This is a genomic window from Streptomyces phaeofaciens (genome assembly GCF_014648915.1).
GTDB lineage: Bacteria > Actinomycetota > Actinomycetes > Streptomycetales > Streptomycetaceae > Streptomyces > Streptomyces phaeofaciens.
Genome location: NZ_BMSA01000025.1, coordinates 107598 through 122466, shown reverse-complemented (window position 1 = coordinate 122466; position 14869 = coordinate 107598). Strand labels below are relative to the sequence as shown.

At 69.6% G+C, this 14869-nt stretch carries 9 protein-coding genes, 1 pseudogene and 1 riboswitch; of the genes and pseudogenes, 2 read left to right on the top strand and 8 right to left on the bottom strand.

Annotated features, from left to right (window positions below; genetic code table 11):
• Window positions 1–24: 24 nt before the first annotated feature.
• The 3 genes from IE275_RS33930 to IE275_RS33920 form a co-directional block, all read right to left on the bottom strand.
• Window positions 25–477: a cupin domain-containing protein gene (locus IE275_RS33930; RefSeq protein ID WP_189716330.1), complete on the bottom strand. Its 453-nt coding sequence runs from the start codon at window positions 475–477 to the stop codon at window positions 25–27.
• Between the two features lie 64 nt (window positions 478–541).
• A complete protein-coding gene (locus IE275_RS33925) occupies window positions 542–1765 on the bottom strand; it encodes an MFS transporter (protein WP_189716328.1) in 1224 nt (407 codons plus the stop codon).
• A 49-nt stretch (window positions 1766–1814) separates the two neighbouring features.
• Window positions 1815–3071 carry an ATP-grasp domain-containing protein gene (locus IE275_RS33920; protein WP_189716326.1) on the bottom strand — a complete coding sequence of 419 codons (1257 nt, stop codon included), beginning with the start codon at window positions 3069–3071 and terminating at the stop codon, window positions 1815–1817.
• A 243-nt stretch (window positions 3072–3314) separates the two neighbouring features.
• Here IE275_RS33920 and IE275_RS33915 point away from each other — a divergent pair, with 243 nt between their 5' ends.
• Window positions 3315–4523, top strand: a complete 1209-nt coding sequence (locus tag IE275_RS33915; RefSeq protein WP_189716324.1) for an RNA-guided endonuclease InsQ/TnpB family protein — start codon at window positions 3315–3317, stop codon at window positions 4521–4523.
• A gap of 13 nt (window positions 4524–4536) precedes the next feature.
• Here IE275_RS33915 and IE275_RS33910 read toward each other — a convergent pair whose 3' ends face one another.
• The 5 genes and pseudogenes from IE275_RS33910 to IE275_RS33890 form a co-directional block, all read right to left on the bottom strand.
• Window positions 4537–5811 (bottom strand): ATP-grasp domain-containing protein, encoded by a 1275-nt coding sequence (locus IE275_RS33910; RefSeq protein WP_189716322.1) that lies wholly within the window; start codon window positions 5809–5811, stop codon window positions 4537–4539.
• Window positions 5808–7067: a pyridoxal-phosphate dependent enzyme gene (locus tag IE275_RS33905; RefSeq protein WP_373299343.1), complete on the bottom strand. Its 1260-nt coding sequence runs from the start codon at window positions 7065–7067 to the stop codon at window positions 5808–5810. The genes IE275_RS33910 and IE275_RS33905 overlap by 4 nt, the downstream gene beginning before the upstream one ends.
• Window positions 7068–7094: 27 nt before the next feature.
• Window positions 7095–8048, bottom strand: a pseudogene (locus tag IE275_RS33900) (ATP-grasp domain-containing protein); the annotation flags it as partial.
• 99 nt (window positions 8049–8147) lie between these two features.
• Window positions 8148–8756: a serine O-acetyltransferase EpsC gene (gene epsC, locus IE275_RS33895; protein ID WP_189716321.1), complete on the bottom strand. Its 609-nt coding sequence runs from the start codon at window positions 8754–8756 to the stop codon at window positions 8148–8150.
• A gap of 61 nt (window positions 8757–8817) precedes the next feature.
• The gene (locus IE275_RS33890; RefSeq protein WP_229870855.1) at window positions 8818–12831 is read right to left on the bottom strand and encodes an amino acid adenylation domain-containing protein; all 4014 of its coding nucleotides are present in this window, start codon (window positions 12829–12831) and stop codon (window positions 8818–8820) included.
• A 1034-nt stretch (window positions 12832–13865) separates the two neighbouring features.
• A riboswitch (ZMP/ZTP riboswitch) is annotated at window positions 13866–13952 on the top strand.
• A 21-nt stretch (window positions 13953–13973) separates the two neighbouring features.
• Between IE275_RS33890 and IE275_RS33885 the strand changes: the two genes are divergently transcribed.
• The gene (locus tag IE275_RS33885; protein ID WP_189716317.1) at window positions 13974–14840 is read left to right on the top strand and encodes a bifunctional 5,10-methylenetetrahydrofolate dehydrogenase/5,10-methenyltetrahydrofolate cyclohydrolase; all 867 of its coding nucleotides are present in this window, start codon (window positions 13974–13976) and stop codon (window positions 14838–14840) included.
• Window positions 14841–14869: the final 29 nt, after the last annotated feature.

Below are 14869 nucleotides of genomic sequence, written 5' to 3'. Positions count from 1 at the left end.
GGCGCGGGTGCGCGGGTGCGCGGGTCAGACCATGAACTGGTCGTACTTCGCCATGTGCTCCTGCAGCTCCTCCAGGCTGGGGTTGCGCCCGTTGGCCGTGAGACGCCCCAGGCCGCGGAAGTAGTCCTCGCGGTTGTAGATCGGGTAGAACATGATCAGCAGAGTGGCGTCCTCGTTGCCCCGGTTCGTGAAGCCGTGCGGCTCGCCCTTGGGGATGTACGCGAACGCGCCGGGCTCACCCACGACCTTGCGGTCGCCGATGGTGAACTCGATCTCGCCCTTCACCACGTAGAACATCTCGGTGGAGTTCTTGTGGATGTGCGGGCTGGCGCCGCTCGCCTCCGGAGCCATGTGGTGCTCGAAGAAGCCGAACTCGCCGTCGGAGTCCGCCGTGGTGAGCTTGAGGTACGTCCTCTTGGTGTCCCGTATGTTGACGAACTCGCCTTCGCCGGACGGAACATACAGCGGAACGGACATGTCTCTCCTTGGTTGTTGTTCAACTGTGCCGAAACACGGCCACAGGGCCGGCATGCATGGGTGGTTACGGGGCCACGGCCAGGCTCGGGTCCGGTCGAGGTCTGCTGTCCGCCTGCGCCTGTGCCCATCGGCCGATGACGGGCGCGGCGAAGCCGCAGACGGCGAACAGCGCCGCCAGCACGACCCATCCCGTGGTGCCGGATGTGACGACCAGGCTGACCAGGACCGGTGCCGCGATCTGCTGGACGGCCACGCCGAGCCAGAAGACCGAGAGGTAGACGCCCTCCTGGCCGGGCACCGCGAGCAGATAGGAGCCGCCCCAGCCACCGGCGGACTGGAACAACTCGCCGCCGGTCAGCGCGACCATGGCCAGCAGCAGCACGCCGACGGCCAGGACGACCGGCAGCTTCGGCGCCGCGACAAGCAGCAGGCAGCAGACCGCGAGGGAGATGCCGGCCCGTACCAGGGCCCGGGCTGCGCCGGCGATGGTGTCGGTTCCCCGGCTGGCCCGCACTTGCAGGGCGACGGCGAGCACGGTGTTGACCGCCACCAGGGGCGAGATCAGCGCTGCGGAGACGTCGGTGTGTCCGACGATCCAGAGCGGGATGCCGATGCTCAGCAGGGTCATGTGCATGGTGAGCACGGCGTTGATGCCGGTGAACGACAGGAACGATCCGTCGCGCAGCACACTGACCGAGAAACGCCGGCGCAGGCTCTTCGCCGGCGCACTGAGCACCGGCAGCCGGGAGGCCAGACTCGCGAGCACGGCGAAGGAGGCGGCGTTGACCAGCAGAATCGCGCTGTACCCCGCGCGGGTGTCGATCAGCAGCCCGATGGCGCCCAGGAGGGCGCCGACGGTGAAGCCGACGTTGCGCAGCGACCGGAGGATCGCGACCACCCTGACCCGGTCGTCGGTCGCCGTGGCCTGCCCGACCAGGGCCTGTTCCATCGGTGCCGCGGCCTTGTCGACCAGGCCGAGCAGGCACACCACGGTCAGGAACTGCCACAGGTTCTGCACGAGCGGGTAGACGACGAAGCAGGCGCAGCGCCACAGGCTCACCCCGACCAGCACCTTCTTCGGGCCGATCCGGTCGGCCAGGACGCCGATCGGGATGGCCGTGCCCAGGGCGATGGCGGCGGACAGGGCCAGGCCGAGACCGAGGTCGCCCTCCGACAGGTGGACCGACCTGGTGATGAACGGCACGGAGACGGCCAGGAAGGCACCGGTGCCCACCGCGTCGATCATCGCCATCACGGCCAGCCGTACTCCGACCGACCCTCCGGGCATGGACCCGCGCCATCCGCGGACGCGTTGCCACAGAACAGACATGTTCTCCTCAATCGGTAGCGATGCGGATGGCGGCGTCCGCGTCCAGGACGCGTTGACGGGTGGTGTCCGCGTCCGGCCCGGTCGCGATGACATGCCCGGCGCGGTCCCAGGAGGACGCCCACGGCCTGACCTCCTGGCCTGGCTCGACATCCACCTCCGCGACCTGCACGCCGGGCAACCCCTGTGCTGTGTCCACCCCGGCCACCCCTGTCACGGTGCCCGGCTCGGCGGCCAGGAACCGGATCGCCGAGGTCTGCCGCGCGGACGGGGGCAGCGTGACCGGACGGCCGGCCAACAGGTCGATGAGAGTCAGCCTGATCCGTGTGTCGTAGGCCAGGTCGATGAGATCGATCAGGTAGTCACCGGGGCAGCGGCCGGCGCATTCGACCAGCGTCGGGCCCGACTCGGTCAGGATCCACTCCGCGTGCAGGATGCCCGTCCCGAAGCCGATCGCGGCGACCAGCGCCCGCATGGCCGTCGCGAACGCGGTCTGCGTGTCCCGGTCGAGCGGAGCGGGCAGCAGATGACCGAGTTCGACGGGATACGGCCCCGGGACGACCGTCTTGGCCGTGACGTTCTCGAAGACGATCTCGCCCTCCCGTACCAGCGCCTCCACGCTGTACTCGGGACCTCGCAGGCGTTCCTCGGCGAGGAAGCGCCACGCCAGCTGCCGGTCGGGCACCTGCTCGTACTCGGCCGCCGACGACGTCCGCTCCCACGCCCGCGCCGCGGTGGTGGCGTCGACCGAGTCCAGCAGCTGCACGCCGACACTCGCCTGCCGGTTCGCCGGCTTCACCACCACCGGACCGTCGCCGGCGAACGCGAGGATGTCCGCGGGGCCGTGCACCTCGCGCCACCGCGGATTGCGGACGCCGCCCGCGCCGGAGACCTCGCGCAGCCGGACCTTGTCCCGCAGCGCCCGCGCGGCCGTTTCGGTCGCGCCCGGCAGCCCGAGCTTCTCGGCCAGCGCGGCCGTGGCCGGCACCGCGTACTCCAGACCCGGGACGACGGCGGCCACCGGGCGCGCGGCTGTCAGTTCGGCCGCCAGGTCGAGGGCCTCGGCCGACTGCTGGTAGCTCGCCGGGACGATCCGGTCCAGGCAGTCGAAGCGTGCCGCCGCGTCCCGCAGTTCCCGCTTGCGGATGATGTCGGGTTCCTCGATCACCACGACCGACCCGCCGGGGACGCTCCCGTCGATCGCGCGCAGGTAGGCCGCGTTGTAGCCGACGAACACCACCTGTGCGTCGCTGGCGTAGGTGGTCATGGCGACCTCCTGGTCGTCGGGTTGGACCACTGCATGGTCACTGCCTTTCTTCGGGGTGGGGGGACTGGTGACCGACGGCGCTCATCGGAATTCCTCCGTGGATACCCCGGCCTTCGGGCCGAGGCGGGAACGGACTCCTGCGGAGCAGGGCAGGGAAGGCCGAGTCGCCAGCAGGGCGGTTCGGCGTTTGTCGACCGGCGGTCGTACCCCTGCGCTTGCACAGGAAGTGAGAGGATGTGAGGTATGGCGCAGCACGTGAAGCGGGCGTTCAAGTACCGCTTCTATCCGACGGACGAGCAGGCAGCGGCGCTGTCGCGTACGTTCGGCTGTGTTCGCCTGGTCTACAACCTGGCCCTGGAGGAGCGCACCCATGCCTGGTACGGCGAGCAGCGCCGTGTCTCCTACCTCCAGTCCTCCGCCGCGCTGACCGAGTGGAAGAAGACCGAAGAACTCGCCTTCCTCGCCGAGGTGTCCTCCGTCCCGCTGCAGCAGGCACTGCGCCACCTTCAGACGGCGTTCGGGAGCTTCTTCGCCAAGCGGTCCAAGTATCCGCGGTACAAGAGCCGGAAGAAGTCCCGCGCGAGCGCGGAGTACACCCGCTCCGCTTTCACGTGGCGTGATGGACGCCTGACGCTGGCGAAGATGACGACGCCGCTGGAGATTTGCTGGTCGCGCCCACTCCCGGAGGGGGCGGAGCCGACCACGGTGACCGTCTCCCGCGACAGCGCGGGGCGCTGGTTCGTGTCCCTGCTGTGCGAAGACACCATCGCTCCTGCCCCGGCCACGGGCACAGCCGTCGGCATCGACGCCGGGATCACCTCGCTGGTGACCCTGTCCACCGGAGAGAAGATCACCAACCCCCGGCACGAGCGCCGCGACCGGGGCCGGATGGCGAAGGCTCAGCGGGAGCTGTCCCGCAAGGCCAAGGGCTCTAACAACCGGGAAAGGGCACGCCGGAAGGTCGCCAGGGTCCACGCTCGGATCGCCGACCGCCGCCGTGACTTTCTGCACAAACTCACCACTCGGCTCGTCCGTGAGAACCAAACGGTCGTGATCGAGGATCTCACCGTCCGCAACCTGATCAAGAACCACACCCTGGCGCGTGCCATCTCCGACGCGGCCTGGACGGAACTGCGCTCCATGCTGGAGTACAAGTGCGCCTGGTACGGGCGCGAACTCGTGGTGGTCGACCGCTGGTTTGCCAGCTCGAAGCTGTGCGGGGCGTGCGGCACGATCTGCGGGAAGCTGCCGCTGAACGTCCGTGAGTGGACGTGTGACTGCGGCAGTGTGCATGACCGTGACGTGAACGCGGCACGCAACATCCTGGCCGCCGGGCTGGCGGCGTCTGCCTGTGGAGACGGTGTAAGACCTCAACGGGAGTCCTCCCGGACGGGGCGGTCGTCGGTGAAGCAGGAAGCCCAGCGGGTGACCGCTGGAATCCACCGCCTTTAGGCGGGGGAGGAAGTCAAACGGGCGTCCCGAGCGCCTCGGCGCGACCGTCCGCTCGTACGGGCCTGTCGTCGATGACGACCTCGATGGCGGCGAGCACCTCCGCACACCGGGCCTGGGCCTCCTTGGGAGAGGAGCCGAGGACGATGACGTGCCCGTGGCGGCTCTTGGAGTCCCGGACCTCGGGCACGGTGTCGCCCGGGCGCAGCCGGAGGCTCAGCTCGTCGACGTGTCCGAGCCGAGCGGCCCTCTCCAGGCCATGGATCTCGCCGACACGGCCGGGCGGGAAGGTGAAGAACCGCACGATCGCGGTCGCCGTCGGCTCGACGGGCTCGGCCGGCCTGTCCGCCAGGGCGGCGAAGATCGCCCGCTCGATGTCGAGTCCGGTGGCCAACTCGACGAGTCGCGGTATGCGGTCACCGCCGAGCCGGGCCTGCGACTCGACGACGCGCGGGCCGCGCGCTGTCCAGATCACCTCGGTGTGCGCGGGGCCGAACCGGTACCCGCATGCCGTGAGGAACTCCGTGGTGAGTTCCTCGACGGCCCGCCGGCGGTCCTGGGGCAGCGGCGCCGGATGGACGTGCCCCACCTCCACGAACAGCGGCGGGGGGCCCAGCAGCTTCTCGGTGATGCCGACGACTTGGTGCCGGCCGTCTCTGCTCAGCGTCTCCACGCTGTATTCGGGACCCCGCAGGTACTCCTCGACGAGGAACGGGCCGTCGTAGCCGTACTGGTCGACGAGTGCGGTCCAGGCCGTCCGGTCCCGCGCGTCCTGCCACAGGAACACGCCTCGGCTGCCGGCGAGCGCGGTCGGCTTGACCACGGCCGGGTAGCCGATCCGCTCGACCGCCTCCGGCACCTCCCGCCGCGTCGGTGTGGCCTCGAAGGACACCGGGGAGATCCCGCGCCGGGCGAGCAGGTCCCGCATCGCGTGCTTGTCGGCGAGGAAGCGGATCGCCGCGGCCGGGTTCAGCTCGGCGTGCAGCTCCTCGGCCACCTCGTGGGCGGTGACCATCGTCTCCTCCCTGCCGATGTGGTAGATCACCGTCGCGCGGTGCTCGCGGGCCACCTCGCGAAGGGTGCGGCGCAGCAGCTCCGGGTCCTGGAAGTCGACCGACACGAACAGGTCCGCCAGTGCGCGCACGTCGTCGAGGTATTCCGGCGACTCCAGCCGGGGGTCCCAGATCGCACCGACCCAGAACCCCTCGGCCCGTGCTTTCCGCACGAACTGGCGGTAGGGCATCACCATCAGCAGGCGGGGCCGGTCGTCGGTGGGTCCGGGCGCCGTCACCGGGCACCGCCGCTGAGGGCAGGCCCGGCCGGAACCGACTCGGCCTCGCTACCGAGCAGGCTCAGATACCGCTCGCCGGTGTCGGGCAGCAGGGTCACGATGCGCCGGCCCCGGTACTCCGGACGGGCGGCCAGGACACCGGACGCGTGGACGACGGCGCCGGCCGAGACACCGACCATCAGGCCGGCGCGCAGCGCGAGCCGCCGGGTGGTCTCCAGGGCGTCCACGTCGGACACCGCGATGACCTCGTCGATGAGGTTGCGTTCCGTGGTGGGCGCGATGAAACCGCCGTTGAAGCCCGGAATGGTGTGCGTGCCGGGTTCGCCGCCGGACAGCAGCGGCGAGCCCGCCGGTTCCACCGCGACGATCCGGACCGCGGGATGACTCTCGCGCAGGTACCGCCCCGCGCCGCTGAGCGTGCCACCGGTGCCCACTCCGCAGACGAACACGTCGATCCGTCCGTCGGCGTCGCTCCAGATCTCCGGGCCGGTCGTCTCGTAGTGCGCCCGTGTGTTGTCCGGGTTGTCGTGCTGGCAGCAGAACCACGACCCGGGGGTCTGCCGGTGGAGTTCCCCGGCCTTGTCGACCGCCGCCTGGTAGCCGCCCGTGTGCGGGGTCCGTACGACCTCGGCGCCGAGCGAGCGGAGCATGGCCACCCGCTCCTGGGTGGCGTTGTCCGGCAGCACGATGACGCAGCGGTACCCGCGTGCCGCCGCCAGCGCGGCCAGCGAGATACCGGTGTTGCCCGAGGTCGCCTCGATCACGGTGCCGTCGCCCGGGGTGAGCAGCCCCCGCTCCTCGGCGCCGCGCAGCATCGACAGCGCGGCCCGGTCCTTGCTGCTGGACCAGGGGTTGAACAGCTCCAGCTTCGCCAGCACCTCGGCATCGCCCGGGACTCCGTCCACGATGCGGTGAACCGGCAGTCGGAGCAGCGGCGTACCGCCGATCAGGTCGACCAGGGACTCCGCGACCGGGCGACGGACGACCGGCTCGGTACGGATGCCGATCTCCTGCGCGGCGGCCTCCGCGGTGCGCGCCGCCAGCTCGGCGGTCTCGGCCACCACGAGTACATGACCGGCGCGGTCGCCGTTGCGGCGCAACTCCCGTACCACGGAACCCGGTTTGGGCTTGACGACGACCTCCTCGACGCCGGGCAGGGCGGCAGCGCGCTGCCGGCCGCTGACCGACACGACTCGCCCGGGCCGCGCGGTCAGATAGCGGATGGCCGCACCGCCGACCGGGCGCTCGGGCAGCACCCGGGCCGGCAGCGGCTGCCCGAGATACTGCCGGGCCACCAGCTCCAGGGACCGGATGCCGAGGGCGCGGTCGACGAGGTAGGTGATCTTGCCGCCGGCGGGCCTCGGATTGATCTCGATGAGCTTGGGCCCGGACGCGGTCACCTTGATCTCGACATGGGCCATGCCCAGGTCGAACCCGACCGCGCGGAGCGCCTCCACGGCCAGGTCGCCGCAGGCGCGCACCACCGGCGCGGGCAGGCTGGAGGGGAAGGTGTGGGCCAGCTCGACGAAGTAGCCCTGGCCCACGACCGACTTGTCGGTCACGCCGAACACCTCGTACCGGTCGCCGTCGGCCAGCACCTCCACACTGACCTCGGGACCGCTCAGGTACTCCTCGACCATCAGCTCGTGGTAGCGGGTTTGGCCGCGGGTGTTCTCCACCCGGGACTGGATCAGCGCGACATGTTCAGCGGCCTGCGCGGCGGTGTCCACCAGCCGGACGTCGGCACTGCTGGTCTCGTCGGCCGGTTTCACCACACAGGGCAGGCCGATCTCCGCCGCGGCCGCCGCGGCCTCGGCGGGATTCCGCACGGTGCGGAACGCCGGTATCGCGACGCCGAGTTCGGCGCAGCGCCGGCGCATCAACGCCTTGTTGCGTGCCGTCGCGACGCCGTCGACGCTGACCGTGGGCAGTCCGAGGCGGACCGCCACCTCGGCGGCCACGACCACGTCGTACTCCGCCAGGGTCAGGAACGCGTCGAAGGGGTGCTCGGCCCCGGCCGCGTGCACGTGCGGCAGGAGCTCGTCGAGGATGTTCGTCTCGCAGTGGACGATCTCGTCGACGTAGTCGTCGAAGTAGGCCGGCCCGCCCGGGACTTGCAGATACCGGTCCAGGTCGCGGGTGAAGAAGGTGACGCGGCAGTCGAGTTCCTTGATGATCTGCAGGCCTTCGAAGCCGGACCCGGAGAGGTTGCTCTCCACGACACCGACGTGAATCATCTATGCCTCCGATGGCGTGCCGACACATGGTCGGGTGGAACGACGAACGACGAACGGGGAACGACGGACGATGAACGGGGGTCGGAACCGGGCGGGCCGTCACCAGCAGCCGGAGGTGGCCAGCGCGCGCAGCAACTGGTCGGCCTCCGCGCGGTCCGCCGCCGACAGCCGCTGTACGACCTCGGCCGCGGGGGCCGTCACCCGGGCACCTGGCGGCACATCGCCCAGGACGAGCGAACCGGCGCCGATCAACGCGTCGTCGCCGATGGTGACCGGACCGAGCACGATCGCGTTGGTGCCGAGCACCACCCGGTCGCCGACCACCGGATGCCGGCGGGCACCGGGCTCGCGGCGCCCGTCCCGCCACCAGCCGACCGCGCCCAGCGTGACCTGATGGAAGATCGTGACATCGTCGCCGACCACGGCCGTCTCCCCGATCACCACCGCGGCGCCGTGATCGATGAACACGCGCCGACCCAGCGTGGCGCCCGGATGGATCTCGATGCCGCCGGTCGTCGCGCGGGCCAGGTAGGCCAGGATCCGTGCGAGTTGACGGTGCCCACGGGTGTACAGGACATGTGCCAGCCGATGGCTCCACAGCGCGGGCAGCGCGGGATGCAGCAGCGCCTCCGCGCGGGTGCGGATCGACGGGTCCCGCGCGACGATCACGGAGAGGTCTTCCCTCGCCCTGATGATCAGCCTGCGCATGCGATCCTCCGTAACGTCATGTCCTGGTTTCCGTCGGCACCGTCGAATTCGATGGCCGGTTTCAGTAGTTCGGGGCTTTGACCAGGTTTCCGGTGCCTTCGACGATCTCCGGTATGTACACCCGCTCGGTCCAGACGTCCTGGGCCACCGGTTCGAGGGCGATCGACACGGCGCCTTCGTCGACCGCGAATGCGGTCCGAACCGCGCTGGTGATCGCGTCGACGAGTGCCGAGATCTGGTCGTCCTGGAGGTTGTTCGGGAAATGCTTGATGCTGACGTGAGGCACTCCGATGGCCTTTCTGGGGAGTCGTGCGGCCTGAAGGGCGGTGACGAGTTCGGCTATTCCGTCGGCGCGCAGCAGTTCGTAGTGATCGGCCGTGAGTTGGCTGATCCTGGGGGACGTGCGTGACAGCGGGTGTCCGGAGTCGATGAAGGACTTCTGGTCGCGGTCGGCCCGGAACACCGTGATCGGCGCCGCGATGCTGCGCGCGGCCAGTTCGTGAGGCGCGTACTCGAAGAGGAAGGTCTGCCGCACCACGCCGACGATCCTGCGCACCAGTTCACGCTCCAGGTGCTCGAACCGGCCGCAGACGAACGCGATGAAGGATTCTTCGTCGTGGGTCGCCGCAAGACACGCGTCGACCGCCGACCGGTCGAGGTTTCCGGCGAACACCGAATAGAGAATCGCGACGAAAGTGCTGTCGGTGAAGCTGACCGCCGCCTCGGTGGGCGTCCCGCCGCGGCTCTCCACGGGCGGCTTGCCCGGGGCGATCAGGATCACCTCGTCGACCCGCTCTCCGGCGCGTTCCAGTCGATGGGCCGCCTCGAAGGCGACCCGCGCCCCGAACGAGTAACCCCACAGGGTGTAGGGGCCGACGGGCTGGACCCGTCGGATGAGCGCGATGTCCTCGGCGACCATCTCGTCGAACGTCGGGTAGGCGATCTCGCCCGCGTTGATGCCGTGGGCCTGGACGCCGAGGAACGGCCGGTCGAGCTCCAGCCGGCCGGCCAGCAGCCGCAGGCTCATCGGGTAGCCGCCCAGCCCGGGCCAGCAGAAGACCGGCCGCCCGCCGTCTCCCGCTCGTAGCCGCACGAGCCTGGGCAGCGCGGTCGCGGGCTCACGGTCGACGCGTCTGGCCAGCTCGGCGATGGTAGGCGCGTCGAACAGCACCTGGAGCGGCAGGGAACTGCCGAGGTCCCGGTTGATCCGGCCGACCAGGTCGACCGCGGTCAGCGAGTGGCCCCCGGCCGCGAAGAAGTTGTCCCGGATCGAGACCCGCTCCTGCCGGAGCACCTTGCGCCAGAGCGCGGCGATGGCTTCCTCGGTGGGCGTGCGCGGGGGGACGACCGGTGCCTCGGTGTCGTCCACGGCGGCCCTGTCCAGCTCGCGCAGGGCCTGATGGTCGATCTTGCCGTTCGGGGTGAGCGGGAAGGAGTCCAGCACGGCGACCCGGTTGGGCACCATGTACGGAGGCAGGGATTCGGCGAGGTTGTCCTTGACGATCTCGGCCGGCCCCCGCATGTGGACGGAGTCCTCCTTCATGCCTTCGCTGAGTCGTTGCTCGGCACTGATGCGGCCGCCGACGGCGAAGTAGGAGGCGGTGTCCGGGCCGAGGCCGACGATGTCCGCGATGCGCCGGGCGGACGGCAGGGGGTTGCCGGTCTCCGAGCTGTAGCCGGAGGACATCAGTCCCAGGTCGAGGCCGTTCATCTGCAGGTGTTGCAGTTCCCGGCCGAGGTCGACGTAGCGCTGCCAGGGCGCGGACGCGCGGCCGATCATGCTGATCCCGAAACTCGCGCGGTCGTAGACCTCCTGGTTGATGGCGATGACGTCCTGCTTGCGGACCAGGTCGTCGGACACGCGCAGCAGTGCGCCGCCGTCGTACCGGTACTGGCCGCCGTCCAGATCGGCGATGCGGCCGGGATGGGCCTGCACATACAGGTCGACCGGGGAGCGGACGGCCGGGGCGGCGGCCGTCTCCACCTCGTACGTGGCCAGGTGGTAGTCCTCGTCCGGGCAGCGCAGGGCGTCCTTCACCTCCGGCGCCGGCGGACGGGCGTTGATCCGCAGCCCGTACTCGGGGAGGACCCGGTCGAAGAGGCCGACCATGTGGCCGGCTTCGAACTGGAGGACTTCCTGGATGTTGTTGCGGTAGACGGGTTCGATGGCCGACCGGCGCCCGATGAAGTGGACGCGCAGCCTCGGCGTCCCGACCGGAGCCGGGCCGATCAGGGTGAGCCGGTGGCTGATCGGGTGGTGGTAGTAGAAACCCGGTGCGAGGCCCGCGATGCCGGACAGCTCCAGGTACAACTGCGTGGCGTACAACGAGCCGGGGGAGGCGTACCCGTATTTGGGCAGCAGCCGCTCCCCGCTGGGGAACTGCCCGAAGTGGCGCAGCAGGGAGCCGAGTTCGGACAGCGTCAGGGTGTCCGGCTCCCGGGGCGCGGCCGGTCGTCCGGTGGGGCGGGCGAGCAGGTCCAGGATGTCGGCCCGTCCGACCTCGCCCCCTTCGTAGAACCGGTACGTCTTGCGCGCGAACACGGTGCGCCGCTGGTGGGCCGTCGCCGAGCGTCCGGGCAGCTCGACGACCGCCGTTCCGTCGTCCTGACGAACACCCGGATTCGCCAGCTGCGCCTTGAGCTGAAGCCTGCTCCGCTTCGACTGGTGATGGGCGCCGTGGTTGCCCTGGTCCATCAGTGCGGCCCGCTGGGGGTCGAGTTCGATGAAGGCGATGAGATTGGCGCCGATCCTGGTGTCGTCCCGGACCAGGACGGCGGCGCGCTTCACCCAGTCGTGCTGTTCGATGGACACCTTGATCTCGTCCAGCTCGACCCGAAAACCGCGCAGCTTGACCTGACTGTCGGTACGGCCGAGGAACTGCACCGTTCCGTCGTCGTTCCACCTGGCCAGGTCACCGGTGCGGTACAGGCGGGCGGATTCGGGATCGGTGGAGAACGGGTTGGTGATGAACCGTTCGGCGGTCAGCTCGGGGTTGTTCAGGTACCCGCGGGCGAGTTGGCGTCCCGCGATGTGGAGTTCACCCGATGCACCGGGTGCTACGGGCCGACGGGCGGGGTCGAGGATGTGGAAGCTCATGCCCCGGACCGGCCTGCCGATGGAGACGTGGTCGGGACCGTGCTGGACGGTGCCGCGGTCCACGGTGTGGGCCGACGCGTTGATCGTGCACTCGCTCGGGCCGTACAGGTTGACCAGTGCCACGTCCGGCAACGCGTCGAGCAGCTCGGTCGCCAGGTTTCTGGTGAGCGCCTCACCCCCGCTGAAGACGTGGGTGAGCGAGATGCAGTCGGACAGCCGTCCGGTGTCGACGAGCGCCTGTAGCAGCGTCGGCACGCCCTGAAGGGTGGTGACCCTGTGCGCCGCGATCAGGTCGATGAGCCCGCCGGGGTCGGCGTAGACGCCCGGTTCGCTCATCACCACGCTGCTGCCGCAGGCCGGCGCGAGGATCTCCCACTGGGCCGCGTCGAAACTCAGGGGCGTCTTCTGGAGCACCGTCCTGTGTTCGTCCAGACCCTGTTCGTCGGCGAGCCAACGCATCTGGCCGGCGATGCTGTGGTGTTCGATGCCGATGCCCTTGGGGTTGCCCGTGCTCCCCGAGGTGTAGATGACGTAAGCGAGGCTGTGGCCCTGCGCGGGCGCGGGATCAGTGGTGGAACCGGCGTCCGGTTCGGCCTCCAGGTGGCCCCGGGTCTGGGCGACGGTGACGATCTTCGTACCCGGTGGTGTCATCGCGGCGAGCCGGGATGCCAAGGAATCGTCCGTCAGGATGACCTTCGCCTGTGAGTCCGCGACCATGTAGCGGACACGTTCATCCGGGTACTCCGGCGACAGAGGCAGATAGGCGGCGCCTGAGTGCAGGACGCCCCAGACACTCGCCATGAGGTCGACGGACGGTTCCATGAAGACGCCGACGGGTTCGTTCGCCACCGCACCGAGCTGCCGCAGGTGGCGAGCCATGTTCTTGCTGCGCTCACTGAGCTGCCGAAAGGTCAGCCGTTCCGTGCCGCAGGAGACGGCAGTCCGGTCGGGCTGGGCCACCGTGGCAGCGCGCAGCATGTCTGACAGGGACAATTCCTCGGACCCCGTGAGTTTCGCCATCATCCTTCGAACCTAGAATTCGTCAATGGTGAGTCGACGCGCGTAACACGCCCGCGAAATCAGGCATGAGAGAAGCGCGATCGGTGATGGTCTTCATTCGAGAGGGAAGCAGCCGGAAATCAGCGACGTTCACATGACCGGTCGCTGGAAAATCCTGCCGGGACCATGTGGTGCCGGGCCGGCGCTCATGGCGTCTCCGTACATCGGCCACCGGGGTTCTGGGCTCGCTCAAGGGGTCGTGCAGACATGCCTTTTACGCCTCCCCCAACCAATCCGTATATGCCTGTGGCGATGGTGCGCCGTTTCCCGGAGGGCTCTGCGCAGGCCAAAACAAGTCAGTCGTCGCCGTGACCCATCGGAACGTACACGAGGGAGACTGACCGGTGCGAGATGGGGAAAGAGGCCTGCCTATCCCTTTTGTGGTGAATATCGCCCCCGCTCTCTCGGCCGAGCAGGGTTGGCCGAAGTGTTGCGAGGTGCAAATAGAGGGGCGTTATTCCGGTTATTTGCCGTCGACGCGATGCGGAGGGCCTTCATCCGTACGCTGTCGCAGCGGCCTGGTCCGGGACAGCCCACGCGAGTCGGCCGGCATCCCTGGGGCGAACGAACATGCGTGGCCGTCTGCTCCAGTGAATGCCTCATGCAGTCAGTTCCGCGTCGCGGCCGGCCGGTGAAGTCGGGGCCTTAAAGAAGCGTTCACGGGGTTGCAACGGAGCTCGCCACCGGAGCAGTTGATACCGCTTCACGGCCGAAATCTCCTCGACAACGCAGCGGCTGAAGCCTGCGAACCAGCCAGTCATACGCCTCGGCCCGTGGCTGGAAGACCGCTGCCGTGGTCGACGGCCGTCCGGCGCCGGAACCGCTCGACTCCGGCCAACCCGAGCGTCACCCCATCGGCAGGTCCGCGCTGCGCGGCGGCGGTGGGAGATCAACGCGGCGAAGTCTTTTGATCTTCCGTTCATGATCCGCGCAGAAGCTGTCCACTACGGTGGTGCGTGGGCCGTGACTGGCGCTGAGGTGGAGCACCACCGGGGAGCGGCCTGCCGAATGGGTCGATGCCGTGCGCCTGGGCGAGTGGTCAGCGACGCCTGGAGGCGACCATGTCCCAGACACAGACAGCCCGGCTCATGGACGGGGCCGCACTGGCCCGACGTATCCTCGAGGAGACATCGGGCAGGGCGGCGGAGATCGCTCGGCGTGCCGGGGTGACGCCCTGCCTCGCGACGGTGCTGGTGGGCGAGGACCCGGCGTCGGTGACGTACGTCCGGATGAAGCGCGCCCGTTGCGCGAAGGCCGGCATCGACTCGCGGCTCGTCCGCCTGCCGGCCACCATCACAACCGCTGAGCTGGTGGCTACCCTGCGGTCCCTGTCCCAGGACGCCGCGGTGCACGGCATCCTGTTGCAGCATCCCGTGGGCTCGCACATCGACGAGCGGGAGGCGTTCGAGGCCATCGCGCCGGAGAAGGACGTCGACGGCGTCACGATGAGTTCCTTCGGATCGATGAGCTTCGGACGGCCCGGGTTCGCGTCGTGCACCCCGGGCGGGATCATGCGACTGCTCGACGCGTACGACGTCGATCTCGTCGGCCGACGTGCGGTGGTGGTGGGCCGCAGCGCGATCCTCGGCAAGCCCGTCGGCATGCTCCTGCTCGCCCGTGACGCCACTGTCACGTACTGCCATTCCCGCACGACGGACCTGGCCGCGGCCGTGCGGGAAGCGGACGTCCTCGTGGCGGCCGTGGGGCGGCCTCGGCTGGTTCGCGGCGAGGACGTCAAGCCCGGGGCCGTCGTGATCGACGCCGGATACAACCAGGGCAACGTCGGCGACGTCGACTTCGACACCGCCCGCACCCGTGCCCGGCTGATCACCCCGGTCCCCGGCGGGGTGGGGCCCATGACCATCGCGGTCCTGCTGGAGCAGACCGTCGACGCGGCATCCGTCCAGCTGGGGTTGGCCGGTCCGTGAGTCGAGGATGCCTCGACGCCTGTGCTGGG

Excerpts from the sequence above, each read along its gene's own strand:
- IE275_RS33930 (WP_189716330.1), bottom strand. The coding sequence starts at position 477 with ATGTCCGTTCCGCTGTATGTTCCGTCCGGCGAAGGCGAGTTCGTCAAC.
- IE275_RS33925 (WP_189716328.1), bottom strand. The coding sequence starts at position 1,765 with ATGCCCGGAGGGTCGGTCGGAGTACGGCTGGCCGTGATGGCGATGATC.
- IE275_RS33920 (WP_189716326.1), bottom strand. The coding sequence starts at position 3,071 with ATGACCACCTACGCCAGCGACGCACAGGTGGTGTTCGTCGGCTACAAC.
- IE275_RS33915 (WP_189716324.1), top strand. The coding sequence starts at position 3,315 with ATGGCGCAGCACGTGAAGCGGGCGTTCAAGTACCGCTTCTATCCGACG.
- epsC (WP_189716321.1), bottom strand. The coding sequence starts at position 8,756 with ATGCGCAGGCTGATCATCAGGGCGAGGGAAGACCTCTCCGTGATCGTC.
- IE275_RS33890 (WP_229870855.1), bottom strand. The coding sequence starts at position 12,831 with ATGCTGCGCGCTGCCACGGTGGCCCAGCCCGACCGGACTGCCGTCTCC.
- IE275_RS33885 (WP_189716317.1), top strand. The coding sequence starts at position 13,974 with ATGTCCCAGACACAGACAGCCCGGCTCATGGACGGGGCCGCACTGGCC.